The sequence below is a fragment of the Weissella fangxianensis genome, assembly GCF_024718545.1.
Classification (GTDB): Bacteria; Bacillota; Bacilli; order Lactobacillales; family Lactobacillaceae; genus Weissella; species Weissella fangxianensis.
In genome coordinates this window covers 23,414-43,097 of sequence record NZ_JAMXDB010000002.1, presented here as the reverse complement: position 1 = coordinate 43,097, position 19,684 = coordinate 23,414, and the positions used below count along the sequence as shown (strand labels likewise).

General features: G+C 41.0%; 9 protein-coding genes and 2 pseudogenes. 10 read left to right on the top strand and 1 reads right to left on the bottom strand.

Features of this window, described 5'->3' with window-relative positions; all coding sequences use genetic code 11:
- The first annotated feature begins 51 nt into the window (after positions 1-51).
- From gndA to addA, 5 genes and pseudogenes are all read left to right on the top strand, one after another.
- A pseudogene (gene gndA / locus NGR58_RS01040) lies at positions 52-1,478 on the top strand (NADP-dependent phosphogluconate dehydrogenase).
- A gap of 268 nt (positions 1,479-1,746) precedes the next feature.
- Entirely contained in the window at positions 1,747-3,081 is a 1,335-nt protein-coding gene (locus NGR58_RS01035) for an APC family permease (protein ID WP_258087877.1), read from the top strand.
- Positions 3,082-3,154: 73 nt separating this feature from the next.
- Positions 3,155-4,558, top strand: a pseudogene (gene pepV, locus NGR58_RS01030) (dipeptidase PepV).
- Between the two features lie 170 nt (positions 4,559-4,728).
- Positions 4,729-8,295 carry a PD-(D/E)XK nuclease family protein gene (locus NGR58_RS01025; protein ID WP_258087876.1) on the top strand — a complete coding sequence of 1,189 codons (3,567 nt, stop codon included), beginning with the start codon at positions 4,729-4,731 and terminating at the stop codon, positions 8,293-8,295.
- Entirely contained in the window at positions 8,295-12,095 is a 3,801-nt protein-coding gene (gene addA / locus NGR58_RS01020) for a helicase-exonuclease AddAB subunit AddA (protein ID WP_258087875.1), read from the top strand. The genes NGR58_RS01025 and addA overlap by 1 nt, the downstream gene beginning before the upstream one ends.
- A 93-nt stretch (positions 12,096-12,188) precedes the next feature.
- Here the strand turns inward: addA and NGR58_RS01015 are convergent, their stop codons facing one another.
- Complete coding sequence (locus tag NGR58_RS01015; RefSeq protein WP_258087874.1) at positions 12,189-13,442, bottom strand: MDR family MFS transporter; 1,254 nt, start codon at positions 13,440-13,442, stop codon at positions 12,189-12,191.
- Between the two features lie 148 nt (positions 13,443-13,590).
- On the opposite strand from NGR58_RS01015, the gene glpK reads away from it, so the two are divergent.
- The 5 genes from glpK (at position 13,591) to glmU (ending at position 19,675) form a co-directional block, all read left to right on the top strand.
- Entirely contained in the window at positions 13,591-15,102 is a 1,512-nt protein-coding gene (gene glpK, locus NGR58_RS01010; RefSeq protein ID WP_258087873.1) for a glycerol kinase GlpK, read from the top strand.
- Positions 15,103-15,225: 123 nt separating this feature from the next.
- The gene (gene zwf / locus NGR58_RS01005) at positions 15,226-16,692 is read left to right on the top strand and encodes a glucose-6-phosphate dehydrogenase (RefSeq protein WP_258087872.1); all 1,467 of its coding nucleotides are present in this window, start codon (positions 15,226-15,228) and stop codon (positions 16,690-16,692) included.
- A 103-nt stretch (positions 16,693-16,795) separates the two neighbouring features.
- Positions 16,796-17,266: an 8-oxo-dGTP diphosphatase gene (locus NGR58_RS01000; protein WP_258087871.1), complete on the top strand. Its 471-nt coding sequence runs from the start codon at positions 16,796-16,798 to the stop codon at positions 17,264-17,266.
- 156 nt (positions 17,267-17,422) lie between these two features.
- Positions 17,423-18,271: a pur operon repressor gene (purR, locus tag NGR58_RS00995; protein WP_258087870.1), complete on the top strand. Its 849-nt coding sequence runs from the start codon at positions 17,423-17,425 to the stop codon at positions 18,269-18,271.
- A gap of 21 nt (positions 18,272-18,292) precedes the next feature.
- On the top strand, positions 18,293-19,675 hold the full coding sequence (glmU, locus tag NGR58_RS00990) for a bifunctional UDP-N-acetylglucosamine diphosphorylase/glucosamine-1-phosphate N-acetyltransferase GlmU (protein WP_258087869.1): 1,383 nt from the start codon (positions 18,293-18,295) through the stop codon (positions 19,673-19,675).
- Positions 19,676-19,684: the final 9 nt, after the last annotated feature.

Sequence of the window (19,684 nt, the reverse complement as noted above, 5' to 3'; positions counted from 1 at the left end):
ACTATTAGCTATAGAATGTTTTTTGTCAATTATAGGGGGAAAATAATAAATATGACAACAGCAGAGTTTGGAGTCGTTGGACTTGCCGTTATGGGTCGCAACTTAGCATTAAATGTTGCTTCGCGCGGTTACAAAGTGGCGTTATACAATCGTACATCTGGACGTACGGATGACTTGGTTGAGAAGCATCCTGATTCAGGATTTGTACCTAGTTATTCAATTAAAGAATTTGTGGCATCGATAGAAAAGCCACGCCGAATTTTATTGATGGTAAAGGCCGGTGCTGGAACGGATGCGGTCATTGAGGAGTTGTTACATACTTAGATAAGGGGGATATTCTGATCGATGGTGGTAATACTTTCTTTGAGGATACGATTCGTCGTTCTAATAAATTAGAGAAGTCAGGTATCAACTTCATTGGTATGGGTGTTTCTGGTGGTGAGCTAGGTGCATTGCAGGGACCATCAATGATGCCCGGTGGTCAACGTGAAGCGTACGATCTGGTCGAGCCAGTTTTGCAAGAAATTGCTGCTAAGGCGCCGGAAGATGGTAAGCCAACCGTGACGTATATTGGCCCAAATGGTGCCGGTCATTATGTCAAAATGGTCCACAATGGTATTGAATACGGTGACATGCAACTTATCGCTGAATCTTATGATATCTTAAAGCGTGTCTTAAAGCTGAATAAAGATGATTTGGCTCAGACATTTGCTGACTGGAATAAGGGTGAACTAGATTCATATTTGATTGACATTACTGCTGATATTTTGACACGTGATGATGATTTGGAATCTGGTAAGCCAATGGTTGATATGATTTTAGATCGTGCTGGTAACAAAGGAACTGGTAAGTGGTCATCACAATCAGCTTTGGAAGTTGGTGCACCACAATCATTGATAACTGAATCAGTTTATGCCCGTTATATTTCAGCATTAAAGACGGATCGTGTTGCTGCCGCTGATGTGCTAGCTGGTCCAGATTATGAGTTTGACGGTGACATTGCCGCTACTACTGAAGATATCCGTAAGGCACTTTACTTTGGTAAGGTGATGTCATATGCTCAGGGATTTGACCAATTACGCATGGCATCAGACCATTATGATTGGTCATTGCCATTTGGTGAATTAGCACAATTGTGGCGTGCTGGTGCCATTATCCGTGCCCAATTCTTGCAACGCATTACCGATGCTTATGATGAAAAGCCTGAATTACATAACTTGTTGCTAGCACCTTACTTTAAGCAGATTGCGGAATCATATCAAGCATCTGCTCGTCGTGTGATTGCTTTGGCAACCGCAGCCGGTGTACCAGTGCCATCGTTATCAGCGGCAGTGGCTTATTATGATTCATATCGTTCAGCAGTTTTGCCAGCTAACTTGATTCAAGCACAGCGTGATTACTTCGGTGCACATACTTATGAACGTGTTGATAAGCCAGCCGGTGAAATGTACCATTATTCATGGTATGACGAAGCTTAAAATAATAATCAATGATAATTGATATTGTTTTGCTGTTTAAAACATGTCAATATTTGTCTAGCGAAAAAGAAAAACGTACATTAATTGGGGAGAGACCATCAAATGTTTGATTTTATTAATAACAATAATAATAATCGTTTGAACTCAACACAATTAGTGATTGGGCGTTTTTGTAACGCTTAAACTGTGAGAACTTACGAAGCAGTCAACCAATTACTAAATTGGCTGACTGCTTTTTTGTTTATTTTTTTTACTTAGGAGAATAGTTATGCCACAGCAAGTTGAATTAAAACGATCAATGGGCATTTGGTCAGGCTTATCGTTAGTTGTTGGAACAGTTATTGGTTCAGGGATCTTCTTTAAACAAGCTGGTGTCTTACAAACGGCTGGTTCGTCAACTTTAGGATTATTGGCTTGGTTAACTGGCGGTATTATTACTTTGGCAGCGGGCTTAACGATTGCAGAAATTGGTGCTCGCTTACCCAAGACTGGCGGCTTGTATAGTTATATCGAGTCATTATATGGCCCAGTTGCTGGATTTTTGACTGGTTGGATGCAGGTAGTTATTTATGCACCAGCCGTGATTGCATCAATTGCCGGATATGCAGCCTTTTTGACGGCTAATTTTCTTGGGTTACCCACAAGTTCGGCAACTTGGATTGCCGTGTGCTATATTGTTTTTATTGCCGGAATCAATCTTTTCGAAAATCGCGTTGCCGCTAGTTTTCAAGTGATTACCACGTCAATCAAATTAATTCCAATTGCGATTTTAATTATCTATGGGCTTTTCTTTGGGAAGGTCAACGCATTAGGACAAACTGTTTCAGACACTGTTTCTCATGGTGGCGGATTTGGTATGGCGATTTTAGCAACCTTGTTTGCCTATGATGGGTGGATTTTATTAGCCAATATCGCTGGTGAATTGAAGAATCCGCGCCGTGATTTACCTCGGTCGATTGTTGGCGGTGTGAGTTTAATTGTGGTTGCTTACGTTGGCGTTTCGTTTGGGGTGTATCATGCTTTGCCATCTGATCAAATTGTGGCCTTACAAAATAATGCGACATTTGCCGTGGTCCGAACAGCTTTTGGTGAGTTTGGGGGTCGTGCATTGAGTGTCACGATTATTATTTCTATGCTGGGTACGTTAAATGGTAAAATGATTTCTTTCCCAAGAATGGCGTATGCGATGTCACTTGATGGGCTATTTCCCAAATATTTATCAAGATTAACACCTAAAACGCAAGAGCCAACCAATGCGATTGTAACAGTTTCGTTAATGACGATTACTTTAGCCGTCTTGTATACCAATGGTGTGGATCGTTTATCAGATATTGCAATTTTTACTATTTGGATTTTTTACACGGCAGCCTTTTTTGGTGTCTTTATTTTACGTCACAAAAAACTTGATAAAGATGTTGATCCAACAACCTTATTTAAAACACCATTGTTTCCAGTGACCCCATTGGTGGCAATCATCGGTGCGTTGTTTGTGATTGGCTCAACTATTATGAATGATTTTTCAGGAGCGGTCATTTCAATTGCCTTGGTACTTGTTGGATTACCTGTCTTCTACTACTATCAGCATAAACGCGAACAGTTGTAATGTCGGTATATTGTCACTCGTTATAAAACGCGGTAAACTGGCTCTATTAGATTTTGATTAGAGGTAGTACGATATGACGTGGGTAAGACAAGCAAAGCAGTACGAGGCAGCTTTGATTAATGATTTAAATCAAATTGTTCGAATTCCGTCTGTATTGGATTCAAAAACGCAAACAACACAAACACCTTTTGGGATTGATATGATTCGTGCGTTATCCAAAATGGAGGAATTAGCTAATCGAGATGGTTTTCGTTATGGACGAGTTGATAACATGGTGACATGGATTGAATTTGGGCCAGCCGATGCGCCAGAGTCGTTGGGGATTTTAACGCATATCGATGTGGTTCCAGCAGGCGATGGTTGGCTCCGTCAGCCATTTAACCCAGAAGTTTTAGATGGTCTATATTTTGGGCGTGGTGCTGCAGATATGAAGGCCGACTTGACGTAAGCATATTATGCATTGAAGATGCTTGCTGATCAGGGACGTGTCTTGAAGCGTAAGGTACGTTTAATTATTGGTACGGATGAAGAAAATGGTTGGTGTGATATGCCGCATTATCTAGCACAAGAGGGTGAACCGACAATGGGCTTTTCACCGGATGGCGCCTTTGCAGTCGTGAATGGTGAGAAAGCTTTTCAAACCGTACAACTACGTTTTCCAAGTGTTTCAGAAGGTCCCTATATTTTAGAACGATTTATATCAGGTAACCGGGCGAATGTTGTTCCTGGGGAAGCAAAAGCTAGAATTAATGTGCCACAGGGGATGTTGATTGCGGCGGACTTCGCTGATTTTTTGGAACAATATCCTTTCTTAGAAGGAAATGTACAACAAATTAATGAAACGGTTCGATTAACATTATATGGTGTGCAAGCTCACGGGGCATATCCAGCTGATGGTAAAAATGCCGGCACATATTTGGCTTATTTTTTGGAACAATATCCATTTGGTGGCGATGCACAAGCTTTTTTGAATTTCTTGGGGACAACCGTTCATCAAGATATTTATGCTAAGAATTTAGGATTAGCTTACCGTGATCAAAAGATGGGCGCGTTAACATTGAATATTGGTGTGATGCGTTATAGCCACCGCGGTCAGGGAAACATATTACTTAATTTCCGTTATCCAAAAGGGGTTAACCTGCAAGCAATCATTACCCAGGTCCAGCGACATATGGGTGAATTAGCGGCTGAGGTCACTAATGTTCAAGCTGGTATGCCACCACACTTAGTCGCAACTGATGATGAATTAGTAAGCACCTTGTCTGAGGTTTATGCAGCACAAACTGGACAATATTTACCGCCACGGACATCTAATGGTGGTTCATATGCGCGGTTATTGAAAAGAGGTGTTGCCTTTGGCGGTCAATTCCCTGATGTGAAGGTAACTAGCCATCAAGCCAATGAATTTACACCAGTGGCTAATTTAACGCGATCGATGGCAATTTTTGCAGAATCGATTTGGCGTTTGTGTCAGTAAAAATAATTTGATAAGTGGCGTTTTGGGCCAGTTGTCACGTAATTTACGTGACATACTGGATGCAAAACGTCTTTTTCTTGCACGTTTTTTACATATTAACGACTATGTAAAAAAGTTAGCTGATAACTGGTAAAATATATAGTAATAACTAGTGATATTGGAGGCAACACATGGCGTTAGAATTATTATTTGGTCGCTCGAGCGCTGACCATGAATTGGCATTATTACAGCGCATACAACAGGTTTTAGCGACAGATAAACAAGCACAAGTATTTTATATTGTCCCAAATCATATCAAATTTGAAACAGAAATAAATGTTTTAACCAGGCTGGCAACATTGGAAGGTCACCATGGTGCTGCTATTTCAGTGCCTAATGTTTCAGTCTTTTCATTAAGTCGTTTAGCATGGTACTACATGCAAAATGATCCAATTTATCAGCAGGCAAATTTGTCCCAAAATGGGCTGACGATGTTAGTCCAGACACTACTGCAACAACATCAAGATGAATTACAATTATACGGTAATTTATTGACCAAGCAGGGATTCATTGGCCAATTTACAACGCAATTACTAGAGTTAAAACAGTCCGGTTTATCCTGGGATGACGTAACAGCCATGGCTGATGGACTGACAAATCAAGAGACGTTGCAGATGAAATTGCATGACTTAGCGACCATTGGCCGTTCGTTAGAAACTGAATTGACCCAACGTGGTCAGTATTTAAGTAGTGATTTATTATTGGCCTTGAAAGTCTATTTAGCAACGGAAAAAACAGATGTTTCACATCATTACTTCTTTATCAATGGTTATTCGCAAATGACGTCGCCTGAACGTGGACTAGTCGAAGCATTGATTACGTATTCTGGTGGGGTAACGATTGCATTACCTGCTGATGATGGATCGGCTAGTTTGACCGAATCAGCCATTTCTGAAAATGATTTGTTTTATCGACCTAAGCAACTTGGTCGACAATTACGGGATGCGGCTGTTACACATCAAGTGCCAGTTGTCGCAAATACGATTGCAACCCAGCGTCAGATGAGTACGGGGATGTTGGCTGTTGAAGATTTTTGGATAAAGTATGAGCAGCAGGGAATTGTGCGCGAACAATATGATGCCCATGGGGAACTTGAAATTTGGCAGACTCATACGCGTTATCAAGAAGTGGAACAGATGACACGTTTGATTCGTCAAGAAGTCGCTACTGGTAAGCATCGATATCGTGATTATTTATTAATGACACGTGATTTGGGTCAGTATGAAAATATCGTGCCAGCAGTTTTTGCTCGTTATGACATTCCGATGTTTATGGACTTAGACCGTCCTATGTCAGCCCATCCGTTAGTCGCTTTCTTGGATAAATTACTACATTTGGCACCAACATACACAATTACAGATGTCATGAGTTTTTTAAAAACGGAGTTGCTGATACCAGCAGACGTTTCGTTAGCGGATTATCGTGAAGCCCTTGCGGAAACCGAGAATTATGTGTTGGCCAAAAACGTTGCTGGCTGGCAATGGACGGATAAGACACCTTGGCAATATGATCGTCAAGCATTGACCAGTGATGATGAAGTAACTCGGGAACGTGTTGCTGGTAAGGATGCGCAGTTGGCGATGATTCATGATCAAATTAGTGAAGTGGTTGCACCGTTTTTGCATCAGTTACAACAAGCACAAACTGCCCGTGAAATGGCCCGTGAATTATATCAATTTATAACCCAAATCGGTGTCCAAAAGCGGTTGCTTGATTGGCGTGATCAGGCGATTGCCCAAGGTGATTTGTGGGCTGCACAACAGCCTGAACAAGTTTGGCGAGTGTTTATTGGTATTTTGGATGATTTCGTCCAAGTATTTGATACGGCAGCAATGACATTAGAAACATTGCAAGATGTTTTTAAAGCGGCCTTTGATAGTGCAAATTATGCTGGTGTACCATCCACGATGGACCAAGTGCACATTTCTGAAAGCGGAATCGTGCAACGAACAGGCTATGAAACGGTCATTGTATTCGGTGCGACGAATCATAATTTACCAGCTGTTACGCGAATTAAGGCAATCCTACATGATGGTGATCGGGCAGTTTTGCAGTCAGCACTGCCCGATAATGTTTTTTTGAAAGAGACTTCGGAACAGCAAATGGCCCAAGAATCATTGTTGATGTATCGCGCAATGATGGTTGCTGATCGACGGTTGATATGGACATATGCAACAAGTGATGGGGATGGTGCGCAACAACCATCTACCTATGTCACACGTATGCAAAAGCAATTTAACCTGGATCCGGTCCAATTTGATGCCTTGCCTGATCCAATGAGTAATCATGTCGCTAATTATGTTGGTACGCCTACCAGTACGATTGCGCAAATTGTAATCGCTAATCGGCAGGCTAAGCAATCTGGGACAGCGGATAATGATTTAAGTAGTGCCTGGCGTAACTTGATAAAGCAAGTACAACAATTGGCACCACGTCAATTACAACGTTTATTAGGTAGCTTGCATTATCAAAATGAACCAGAAAAATTACAACCAGCATTGGTCAATAAACTCTTTGGCCACGATTTGAAAGCTTCGATTTCGCGTTTGGAAAGTTATTCACGTAATCCGTATGAATTCTTCTTACAATATGGTTTGAGGCTACAAGAACGACAAGTTTTGCAGTTAACACCAGCTGAAAAGGGAACTTTGATGCATGCTATGTTGGAACAAATTTTCCAAGTGTTAATTACTAACGAACAAGTACTCGGTGCATTGACTGATGACCAACTGCGTAAATTAGAACAGGATATTTTACAAGGGCTTTTGACCAGTGATGATCCAACATATGATATTTTCAATAGTTCATCACGGATGCAATTTTTGACCCAACGGCTGGCGATGCAGGTTCATGAAACCATGACGAGCATGAAACGTGGTCAACTGCTTGATGGTGGTATTCATACACTTGGTGTTGAAGCCGGTTTTGGTCTGCCACAAAGTGACCTAAAACCAGTTGCGTATGAGATACCGTTTGGACACGTTAAAGTTCGTGGTAAAGTTGATCGCTATGATTTGGTTGAAACTACTGCCGGTAATTTTTTAACTATTGTCGATTATAAATCAAGCAAGCGTGTGTTTGATTATAGTAAAGCTTATGCTGGATTAGAGTTACAATTAATGACTTATTGGACAGCTATGCTAATGAATAAAGATGTTTTACCAGCTAGTGAGATGGGGGGAGCGCTATTTTGGACACTCCAAAATCCATGGATCAGCATGAGTGATCTGACAGGAGATTCCTTACAACAACTGCAGTCAGCTGCTGATAAACAAGCGATTGATCAAGGTCGTTATCGGGGAGTCTTACGCACAAACGAGGATTATATTACACGGCTCGAAAGCACGCCTGATATTGTAGCACCTTATGCAATTGATCGGAAAAAAGATTCATCGTTTAAGAAAAGTGCAGATGTTGTTTCAGATGAGACCTTAGAAACCTTGTTGCAGTTTAATGAATATAAAATTAAAGATATCGCTGAGCAAATTTTGGACGGAGCCTTTCCGTTATATCCATTCCGAGATGGTGCTGCCAATACAGGGTTAATGTATTCACCATATAAACCAATTATGATGTTTGATGCCATGATGGGAAATCGGTATAACGATCTGCAAAAATTATCAGTTAGTGCGACGTTAGAAGCCATGACGCGTTTTATTCAGAATTATCATCAGGAACCAGAGGAGGGTCAAAAATAATGAAATTTACTGATTCTCAATCAGCAGCCATTGAGACGAAAGGTCGTAATGTCCTGGTATCAGCCTCAGCCGGCTCAGGAAAAACGCGTGTTTTGGTTGAGCGTGTGATGCGTCGCTTATTGGCTGGTGAAAATGTTAATGAGTTTTTGATTGTGACGTTTACCGAAGCAGCGGCAAGCGAGATGAAAGAACGCTTAGAAGGAGAAATCCGTGCCAAGCTTATTGAGAGCATTGGTGACCAACGACAACATCTTTTGAAGCAATTGCGGCTGTTGAATATTGCTAATATTTCAACATTACATGCTTTTGCGCTGCGTTTGATTGAACAATACCACTACACGATTGATTTGGATCCACAGTTTCGGCTGATGGATGATGCAGAACGTACCTTAGTGATGCTCGAAGTCTACAATACGCTGTTAGAAGAACAATATGCCGATGATGAACAACAGTCTTTTGCAACTTTTGCTGCGCAATTTACGACGAGTAGTACAGATGATAAATCTTTGCAGGAAGCAACTTTTTCTTTATATGATTTTGCGACTGCCCGTCCCGACACGGTTGATTGGTTGGATCATCTATCGGATTTATATCAGATTGGGTCAGCTGATTTCACAACGAGCCAGTTTTATCAGGAGCAGTTAAAACCACAAATTTTAAAGGAGTTACAAGGCATTGTTGCTAAGGCATCCGGGTTGGTTGCACAAGCTCCCGATACAATGGATGAAGCCCCGGCGGTGAATCGTTTATTGAATTTGCAGACGGATGAAACAACCTATCAACGGGCTTTGCAAGTTGTCCAAAGTGAAACTAGTCATTGGGATGCCATGCGCCAAATATTACGACAGTCGGAACTAATGGGATGGGGCCTTGATGAACAAGGTAAACGTAAAAATTTCACAAAGAAACATGATCCGGCGCTGAAAGCGGCTTGGGATAAAGTCAAAGATGATCGTGAAGCATTAAAGAAGCGCTTTACGGACTTATTGGAAAAGTATTTTGTTCTTGACCAAGTGGGGTTGTCATTAGCCATTAAAGGAGCTGGGTCTGTGATTTCACGTTTGGTACAGTTAACCAAAGATTTTAGTAATGACTTTTTGACCGAAAAATTACGTCGCAAAGTGCTGGATTTTAATGATTTAGAGCATTTTGCTTTGCAAATCGTTAGCCAAGAAAAAGTGAAAACCGAATTACGTGCACACTATACTGAAATTATGGTCGATGAGTACCAAGATACGAACCAATTGCAGGAGGCAATCTTGCATGAGATTACTGCAGGAGATAATTTATTCCAAGTCGGGGATATTAAGCAATCTATTTATAAGTTCCGTCAAGCGGATCCGACATTATTTGCGGGTAAATTAGCAACTTATCCAGCTGATACAGCAAGTACCGTCATTACATTACAGGAAAATTTCCGTTCACAACCTAACGTGACGAATTTTATTAACTATATCTTTGCGCAAGCGATGAGCCGTTCATTGGGTGATATTGAATATACTGGTGAAGCTGAATTGGTTGCTGGCGCAGATTATTATCCTGAGGAATTACCTAAAAAAGCTGAATTGTTACTCTATTTAGATGATGCAAGTCCAGAAGATGTGGGTGCAGATACAGAAAGCAACACAGGAGTTGAGGCAACAACTACTGAAGCACCTTACACAAAAGCGACAGGTCAGATTCGTTTGACAGCATTAAAAATTCAAGAATTGGTGCAATCAAAGTTTGAAATTTTTGATCGACATGCCGCAACGAAGCGACCAATCAACTATGGTGATATTACGATCTTGGTGCCAACGAAGAGCCAAAATTTGGATGTCTTGGATATCTTTCGTGAAATGGGCATACCAATCATGATCGATGGCACGGAAAATTATTTTCAGACAACTGAAATATCAGTGATCATGAGTTTCTTACAAGTGATTGATAATCCACATCAAGATATTCCGTTAGCGGCTGTGTTACGTTCACCACTGTATAGCATTGCTGAGAATGGTCTGGCATTGATTCGCGCACAAACGCCAGATGAAGATTTTTATACGGCCGTTCAACAATTAGCAAGTCCTGAAGCGCGTGTTGATATTCCTGATATTTCTGCTGAATTAGTTACAAAAACACAGGCGCAGGTGCAACGCTTTTTAGCTGATTTAGATGTATTTCGTGATTTGGCCGTGCAAAACCAAATTGTGACGCTGTTATGGGCAATTTATAATCGAACTGGGTGGCTAGATTATGTTGGTGGGTTACCTTCAGGCGCTCAGCGACAAGCAAATCTGCATGCACTGTATGAGCGTGCAGCTGCTTATCAAAAGAGTAGTTTTGTGGGGTTATATCAGTTTATTAACTATGTGACTCAATTACAGAATCAAGATAAGGACTTAGGTGAAGCCGATGCGAATGTGGCACAAAATAGTGTGTCATTGATGACGATTCATCATTCCAAGGGATTAGAATTCCCAGTTGTCTTTCTATTAAATGCAACCCGTACCATGATTAGTCAACGAGAAACGCAAGGCAGTATTATTCTCGATGCCCAGGCTGGTGGTGGGATGAATTATATTGATTTACCGCATCATTTGAAATTAAGCACGCCACAGCACGAGTATATTGCGCAAGTAAAGCGCCAAAATGCTTATGCTGAACAATTACGAGTTTTGTATGTGGCGCTGACACGTGCTGAGCAGCAATTATTTATAGTTGGTGCCTATGATAGTGTTGATAAGTTATGGCAAACTTGGCAGCAGAGTGCTGGGGTAACGGAGTGGATGTTACCAGATACGATTCGCCTCGCTGGAAAATCATTCATGGATTTGATGGGGATGACGTTGATTCGCCATCCCCAAGCACCAGAACGTTTGGCGCCATTGCGCGCTTATGATGAGCATGACGTGATGCAGTTTGATGATATCCGAGCCAAAGCGCCTAAAAATGCCTTTGAATATGACGTGGAAGTTGTGAATACACAAGATTTGGTGACACGAGTAGCAAACTACCAACCAATGGTTGATGAAGAACAAGATACGGTAGATATCGCGCAAACGGTAACTGAAAATACTGATTGGCAACCAGTCCTCCAGTTTCAATATCCTTATGAAACAGCGACGCGTGCCACCGCTTATCAGTCGGTATCAGAAATTAAACGACTATTTGAAGACCCTGATTTAACTGAGGGACGTCAGTTGATCGATCGCCGGTTGGTAACGGATGATTTGGCGGGACTACGGCTGACTGATGAAGAGTTACCAGCGCCGGACTTTATGCAAGAATCAGCGACACGATTGTCTTCAGCTGCAATTGGAACGGCGACTCATTTGGTTATGCAACGGCTAGATTTAATGGCCGGTTTGCCAACATCGGCAACAATCAAGGCACTTATCCAAGAACTAGTTATTGAACAATTAATTGACGATAAAATTGCACCGTTAATTTCGATTGATAAAATCGCACGGTTCTTTACTGATTCACCACTTGGTAAGCAAATGGTTCGACATGCTGATACGTTACAACGAGAAGTACCGTTTTCACTGTTGTTAGATGCAAAGCGGCTATACCGCGCATTTGATGGTGACGACAAAGTGTTAGTACACGGAATTATTGATGGGTATTTCCAAGTTGACGACGAGATTTGGTTGTTTGATTATAAAACAGATCATGTTTCACAGAGGTCGGCAACAGATGTTTTGACTAAGCGATATGCTGGACAATTAAATATCTATGCACAAGCGCTAGTTGCGATGGGCTTACCAATGCCTAAACGATTTATTTATGCTATTAATGCCGAAAAATTAATTCGGTTATAAGGCGTTTAAGCAGACTTTTTAACATGTTTATGCTGTAAAAATTAAACATAAAAGGGTTGGGACAACATGTCCCAACCCTTTATTTAATTTAGATTACTTTTTTAGATGACGCATATTTAATATTAAAGTTAAAGCGACGAAGAACATCATTAGAATAAATACGGATGCAAAGAGTAACTTGTATGACCCACCATCGATCAATAAACCACCATAAAGCGGACCGATTGCACGTCCTAATGAAACAAACATAGTTAACAACCCTTGAGCGTGGCCTTTAGCAGTTGGATCACTTAATTTGTCGACCCAGGCAGGAATCTGTGGACTGGCAAAAATTTCTCCAATAGTCAAAATGATAAAACTAACAATAAACATGGGATATGTTTTTGCCTGAATCAATACTAGGAATGATAACGCAAATAAAGTTGAGCCACCTAAAACAGTTAGGCGTAGTGGTAAACGGTCAATAATTCGGTTCAGTAATCCTTGGCCAAAAATAATGATGATACCATTTAAGGTCCACAAGAATGAATAATCTTTGGTTGTCATACCAAGGTCGGTCATATGCATTGCGATGACAGTTTCCCATAACATATATGACATATAGAAGGCGAAAGCTAATCCTAAAATGGCATAGATGATAGTGGGCGTTTTGAAGGTGCTTTTTGCAGCCCGAGCAGCTGCTTGGGCGCTTTGCTTGGCTAACCCTTTAATATTAAAGTACTTAATGACGAGTATAAAAAATACGGTGTACATGATAGCGGCGCTACCAAACACGTATTTAACTCCGTAATCGAATAGAAAACCGACGATTGCGGTACCGGCAACGACACCGACATTCATAAATAGGTATTGGAAATTAAACACCTTTCTCGTATCTATGGATTGGATGGTTGTTGCGTAGGCATTTACTAAAGTGTAAATAAGACCATCTGCGAAACCAATTAATAACATAAATAATGCAAAAACTGGCCAACTGTGCCAAAAAGTTAGCATGATTAGAATCGCTAAGGCGACGCCGACCGAGAGGGTCATGGCTTTATAGGGACTCCAGCGATCAAAGAGACGCCCACCTAACCAATTACCGAGCATCATGGTTACTGAAAGCCCCATCACAACTACGCCTGATATAGTCATACTTTGATGTAAGACATTATGCATATAGAGCGTCGTGATTGGCCAAATCAATGAAGCACCTGTGGATTGGAAAAACGTTGTAATGTATAAAATGATGGCTTTAATTTCGACGTGCTGTGGTTTGAGCACATCGCCGTCTGGTGACGACGACTTATCATAAATCCTCCGTGAATGTGTGAACTGATATAAATGGAAATTGTGACACGATATCATTTTAAGGTGACTCTTATATGTGGTATCATGCACCTAAAAAGTGTGTCTATTTGTTTTGACTCCTAGAAAAGTTTAGCATAATCTATGGGAATTGGTATACTTAATGAAGATGAGTTTCAAATCTAGATAGAATTATTGGGGAATAAAAATGGCGATTAAGAAACCAGAATATATTTTAGCAATTGATCAAGGAACAACCGGTACGCGAGCGATTGTTTTCAATCATAATGCTCGGCGTGTGACATCAGTTGCTATTCCAATGACGCCGGTGATTCCAAGGACCGGTTGGCTAGAACAACGGCCGTTAGATATTTGGCATGCCACTCAGACAGCAGTTGCGGATGCGTTAATCAATGCTGGTATTCGAGGGGATGAGATTAAGGCGTTGGGAATTGCAAACCAACGTGAAACGACGATTATATGGCATCGTCAAACGGGACAGCCAATTTATAATGCCATTAGTTGGTCATCGACACAATCGCAGGATATTGCTCAAAGTATTGCTGATGATGCTGAAAAGACAGAATTGATTCGTCAAAAAACCGGTCTGCCAGTTAGTGCGTACTTTTCAGCAACAAAAATTCGTTGGATTTTGGACAATGTTCCTGGCGCTCAGGCAGCAGCCGAAAATGGGGACTTAGTTTTTGGAACTGTTGATACATGGTTAACGTGGCAGCTGACCGATGGTGCAGTTCATGCGACTGATGCGACGAATGCTGCCCGAACAATGTTGTACAATATCCATACTCAAGAATGGGATGACGAATTATTAAAGATGTTCAACATTCCATTAAGTATGCTGCCTGAGGTCCATAACAGCAGTGAAGTGATTGGTCACACGAGTCCAATGTCATTTTTCGGTGGTCAAGTCCCAATTGCTAGTGTTATTGGTGATCAAAATGCTTCGATGGTTGGTCAACTGGCACTTGAAAAGGGTATGGTCAAAAATACCTATGGTGCTGGAGCATTTATGATTATGAACACCGGTAATGAACCTGTGATGTCTAATAATCGTCTGGTTACGACCATTGCTTATAAAATCGATGATCAACCCGTCTACGCCTTAGAAGGATCTATTTTTTCAGCTGGAACAGCTATTCAATGGCTACATGATCGTTTAGGAATGATTGAAACGCAACTAGATGCCTGGTCGTTGGCTGAAGAATCAGATAATCATAATGAAATTTATGTGATTCCCGCATTTAATGGTTTGGGAGCACCTTATTGGGATCCAAATGCACGTGGGACTGTCTTTGGTATGACACGGGGAACAAACAAAGCTGATTTTGTGAAGGCAACTTTGCAATCGATTGCTTATCAAACAGCGGATATTTTATCAACCATGAAGAAAGATTCAGGCTATGAATTAGCAACAATGAAAGCGGATGGTTCAGTTTCACGTAATCCATACTTAATGCAATTTCAGTCGGATATTGCGCATGTTGATATTGAACGTTCCTTAGATGAGGACGCTACGCCACTTGGGGCAGCCTTTTTGGCTGGGATAGCAGTTGGATATTGGCAGGATCTATCGGACTTACAACATTATGTCCAAGCTGGTCGTCAATTTAAACCAAACTTGCCTGAAAAACAGCGCCAGCACTTACGTCAAGGTTGGCGTAATGCCATCAAGGCGACTCGATTTTTTGGGGAAGTCTAAAATTGTAAGCGATTTACATTGTTATAGAAAACTTGTGAAAAAAAGTTTATAATTGTTGATGAAAGTAATGATGTACTTATTTAATAATTGTTTTAAGAACTCACTAGTAAAGGAGCATTCATCGTGCCTAAAGAAATTACAACATTGTTGACGTTTTTTGGTGGGACTGGAGACTTAGCTAAGCGTAAGTTATATCCATCTACCTATAACCTTTTTAAGAAAGGTTTCTTACAAGAACATTTTGCGATTATTGGAACTGCTCGTCAGGATTTAACGACAGATGAATTCCGTGAGCTAGTTCGCACATCAATCGCTGATTTTACTGAAGATCAGGCGAATGCTGAAGAGTTTGTTTCACACTTTTATTACATTCGTTTAGATATTACGGATAAAGCTGGCTACGCTGATATACTTGCATTGAATAATGAATTGGATGCTAAGTATGATTTGAAGGGCAACCGTATTTTCTACATGTCAGTTGCACCTCGGTTCTTTGGTACAGTTGCTAAGTATTTGAAGTCAGAGAATTTGCTAACTGAAAATGGTGAATTTAACCGTTTGATGATTGAAAAGCCATTTGGTTCTTCATATGAGACAGCTGAAGAATTGCAAAACGAATTGTCAGAAGCTTTTGATGAAAACCAAATTTACCGTATCGATCACTATCTTGGTAAAGAAATGGTGCAAAATATTGCAGCAGTTCGTTTTGGTAACCCACTATTTGATGCGGCTTGGAACAAGGACTACATCGAAAACATTCAAGTGACTTTGTCAGAAGTTTTGGGTGTTGAAGAACGAGCTGGATACTATGATACAGCTGGTGCTTTGCGTGATATGATTCAAAATCACACGATGCAAGTGATTGGCTGGTTAGCTATGGAAAAGCCAGCATCATTCAATGATAAAGAAATTCGGGCAGCTAAGAATGCAGCCTTTGATTCTTTGAAGATTTATAACACACCTGAGGAAGTTGCGGCTAACTTTGTGCGTGGCCAGTATGGTGAATCGGCAGATGGTTCACAAAAGAAATACTTGGATGAGATGGATGTACCAGCAGATTCACAAAATAATACGTATGTTGCTGGTAAACTACAATTTGATATGCCCCGTTGGGAAGGTGTACCATTCTATATTCGTTCAGGTAAGCGTTTAGCTGCGAAGGCAACACGTGTCGATATTGTCTTTAAGAAAGGTTTGAATATCTTTGGTGAAGGTGTTTCATTAGATAACCCAGTATTATCAATTTTGATTGATCCTAAGGGTGGTATTGAATTTAAGATTAATGCTAAGGATATTACTTCAGCGTTTGCAACGCGTATGATTGACCTAGATTGGCAAGTTTCTGATGAAGATAAGGCCGTGACACCTGAGCCATACGAGCGCATGATTCACGATGCCATGAATGGTGATGGATCAAACTTCGCTGACTGGAACGGTGTGGGAACTGCTTGGAAGTTCGTTGATGCCATTCAAGCTGCTTGGGATGCTAAGAAAGAATCATTCCCTAACTATGTTTCAGGTTCAATGGGACCAGTTGCGGCTGATGAGTTGTTAGCAAAAGACGGCAACGAGTGGGTCTTCAAGGGTTAAACTGATTTTTAAAAATTAAATAGATTGTCAATCCTCCGTAGCGCTTGTTATTTGATAATAAGTGACGGAGGATTATTTGTTTCAAGAATAATAAGGAGTCATTATGGCTAGATATACAGCAATTGAATTAACTAATATGATTATGATTGAAAATTCGCAAACGCACGAAATTTTAGTCGAAAATCGACGGAATCCGACGTGGCCAGGAGTTACTTTTCCGGGCGGACATGTAGAGGAGGGTGAAACGGTCACGCAGTCAGTTTATCGAGAAGCCTACGAAGAGACCGGTTTAACAATTGCATCACCTAAAATGGTTGGTATCAAAGAATGGCCATTAGCAGATGGGGCACGCTATATCGTCTTTTTATATAAGACTGATCAATATCAAGGTGAGATTCAAACTGGACGTGAAGGAGAAATATTCTGGACGACCCGTGAGGCATTATTGAGTGGCCAGTTTAAATTACCGCATACGTTTGCAGAGATGTTGCCCGTTTTTGATAAGCCTGAAATTAATGAATTAGCGTTATATGCAACGATTGATCAGCAGCGGCAAGATATTAGTTGGCAATAATATGTTAAAACACGAACGTCCGAAAAAATGCTGATTATTATAAAAAACATATTGGCTGACTTCGGCTTTAAACGGTTTTTTAAAACGAAAAATGAACGGATATGTTATACTATCAGTATTAAATCAAAAAATACCGAACGTTCGAGGTTATAGAATATGAAAACACGTCGAAGCGATCGCTTAGTAGATATGACACGTTATTTACTAGAACGACCACGTACTTTAGTTTCACTAACACATTTTGCTGAAGAATATGAAAGTGCCAAATCATCTATTTCAGAGGATTTGACCATTTTAAAGCGGACTTTCCATGAGCGCGGCATTGGTCTTTTGGAGACAATTCCAGGGGCGGCTGGTGGTGCCCGCTTTACACCCTATATGACAAAAAATGATGCCAAAGAATTTGTGGACTCATTAGTCAATGCCATTGATGATGAGACCCGTGTCTTGCCAGGGGGCTACGTTTATTTATCAGATATTTTAGGTCAACCCTGGTTTTTGCAACGCATTGGTCGCTTGATTGCAACCCAATATTTGCGCGAACCAATTGATGCTGTTATGACGGCAGCGACCAAAGGAGTCCCAGTTGCTCAAGCAGTTGCTGAAGAATTAAATGTCCCATTTGTGATTGTCCGTAATGATACCAAGGTTACTGAAGGACCAACGATGTCGGTTAATTATGTCACTGGTCAGTCACAACGACTAGAAAAACTCGAATTATCACGACGTTCTTTGCCAATGGGATCACGCGTATTGATTGTCGATGATTTTATGAAGGCTGGGGGTACTATCCGTGGTATGGCTTCCCTAGTTAAAGAATTCGAAGGACAAGTGGTTGGCTCTGCCGTTGTCGCTGAAGGTCGTGTCGAGCATCGTGTGATTGATGAATACACATCATTGATTCATGTGGATACCAATAAGGATGATGGGATTATTCACGTCACACCTGGTAATTATGCCGACGAAATTTATACCAAGTTTGAAGAAGAATTAGAAAATAAATAATATTAGATTAAGGTGGGAGTCATGCAAAGATTTGTCATTGTTTTAGCTGCAGGAAAAGGGACTCGAATGAAGTCTACTTTACCAAAGGTATTGCATAAAGTTGGTGGTAAGCCAATGGTACAACTGGTAGTCGATACGGTAAAACAAGCCGGTGTTGATAAAACGGTTACCGTTGTTGGTAACGGTGCTGATCAGGTAAAAGAGACGCTAGGAGATTCTTCTGAATTTGCAGTGCAAACGCAACAATTAGGTACCGGTCATGCCATTCGGATGGCTGAATCCTTGTTGGCCAGCGAACAAGGGGTAACTTTGATTGCTTCAGGGGATGCACCCATGTTTACTACTACCACTTATGAAGACCTATTTAGCTATCATGAGCAATCAAATAATGCTGTTACTGTATTGACAGCCAAAGCGCCAGATCCAACTGGATATGGTCGTATTATTCGTGATGAACAGGGTAACGTTTTACGGATTGTCGAGCAAAAAGATGCTAGTGATGATGAGAAAAAGGTTGATGAAATCAATACCGGTGTCTATGTTTTTGATAATCAATTATTATTTGAAAGCTTGCAACATGTTACGAACGATAATGCACAAGGTGAATACTACTTACCTGACACGTTAGAAATTTTGCGTGAAGCCGGTCAAACGGTTGGCGCCTTCCAAATCAGTGATTTTGGTGAATCAATGGGGGTCAATGACCGTGTTGCTTTAGCTAAGGCAAATCAAAGCATGCGCCAACGTACCAATGAAGCCCACATGCGAGCTGGTGTAACCTTGATTGATCCATCTAATACTTACATTGATGTAGATGTCCAGATTGGTGCCGATACGGTGATTGAGCCAAATGTCTATCTAAAGGGGCAAACTAAGATTGGTAGCCATGTTGTTTTAACAGCGGGAACAACAATCATTGACTCAATCGTTGCTGATGGCGCTCAAATAGATGCCAGTCATTTGGAAAAAGCTGAAGTACGCGAGGCAGCAACGGTCGGACCGTTTGCTCATCTACGCCCAGCAGCTTTCTTGGATCGTGAAGCCCACGCTGGTAATTTTGTTGAGGTGAAGAAGGCAACATTAGGCGTGCGCTCAAAAATGGGACATTTGTCTTATCTAGGTGATGCAACGATTGGTGCTGATGTGAATATTGGTGCTGGGACTGTATTTGTTAACTATGATGGTATGAATAAATGGCATTCAAATGTTGGTGACCGTGCCTTTATTGGTTCAGGATCAAAAATTATTAACCCGGTAGATATTGCTGATGAAGCGTTTATTGCCGCTGGTTCGATCATTACAGATGATGTGCCAGAGCATGCTATGGGGATTGCCCGTGCTCGTCAAACGGTCAAAGCAGATTTTTGGCAACGGACACCATTGTTCAAGAAATTTAATAAATAATTATTGAAT

Excerpts from the sequence above, each read along its gene's own strand:
- NGR58_RS01015 (WP_258087874.1), bottom strand. The coding sequence starts at position 13,442 with ATGATATCGTGTCACAATTTCCATTTATATCAGTTCACACATTCACGG.
- glmU (WP_258087869.1), top strand. The coding sequence starts at position 18,293 with ATGCAAAGATTTGTCATTGTTTTAGCTGCAGGAAAAGGGACTCGAATG.
- NGR58_RS01025 (WP_258087876.1), top strand. The coding sequence starts at position 4,729 with ATGGCGTTAGAATTATTATTTGGTCGCTCGAGCGCTGACCATGAATTG.
- glpK (WP_258087873.1), top strand. The coding sequence starts at position 13,591 with ATGGCGATTAAGAAACCAGAATATATTTTAGCAATTGATCAAGGAACA.
- purR (WP_258087870.1), top strand. The coding sequence starts at position 17,423 with ATGAAAACACGTCGAAGCGATCGCTTAGTAGATATGACACGTTATTTA.
- NGR58_RS01035 (WP_258087877.1), top strand. The coding sequence starts at position 1,747 with ATGCCACAGCAAGTTGAATTAAAACGATCAATGGGCATTTGGTCAGGC.
- NGR58_RS01000 (WP_258087871.1), top strand. The coding sequence starts at position 16,796 with ATGGCTAGATATACAGCAATTGAATTAACTAATATGATTATGATTGAA.
- addA (WP_258087875.1), top strand. The coding sequence starts at position 8,295 with ATGAAATTTACTGATTCTCAATCAGCAGCCATTGAGACGAAAGGTCGT.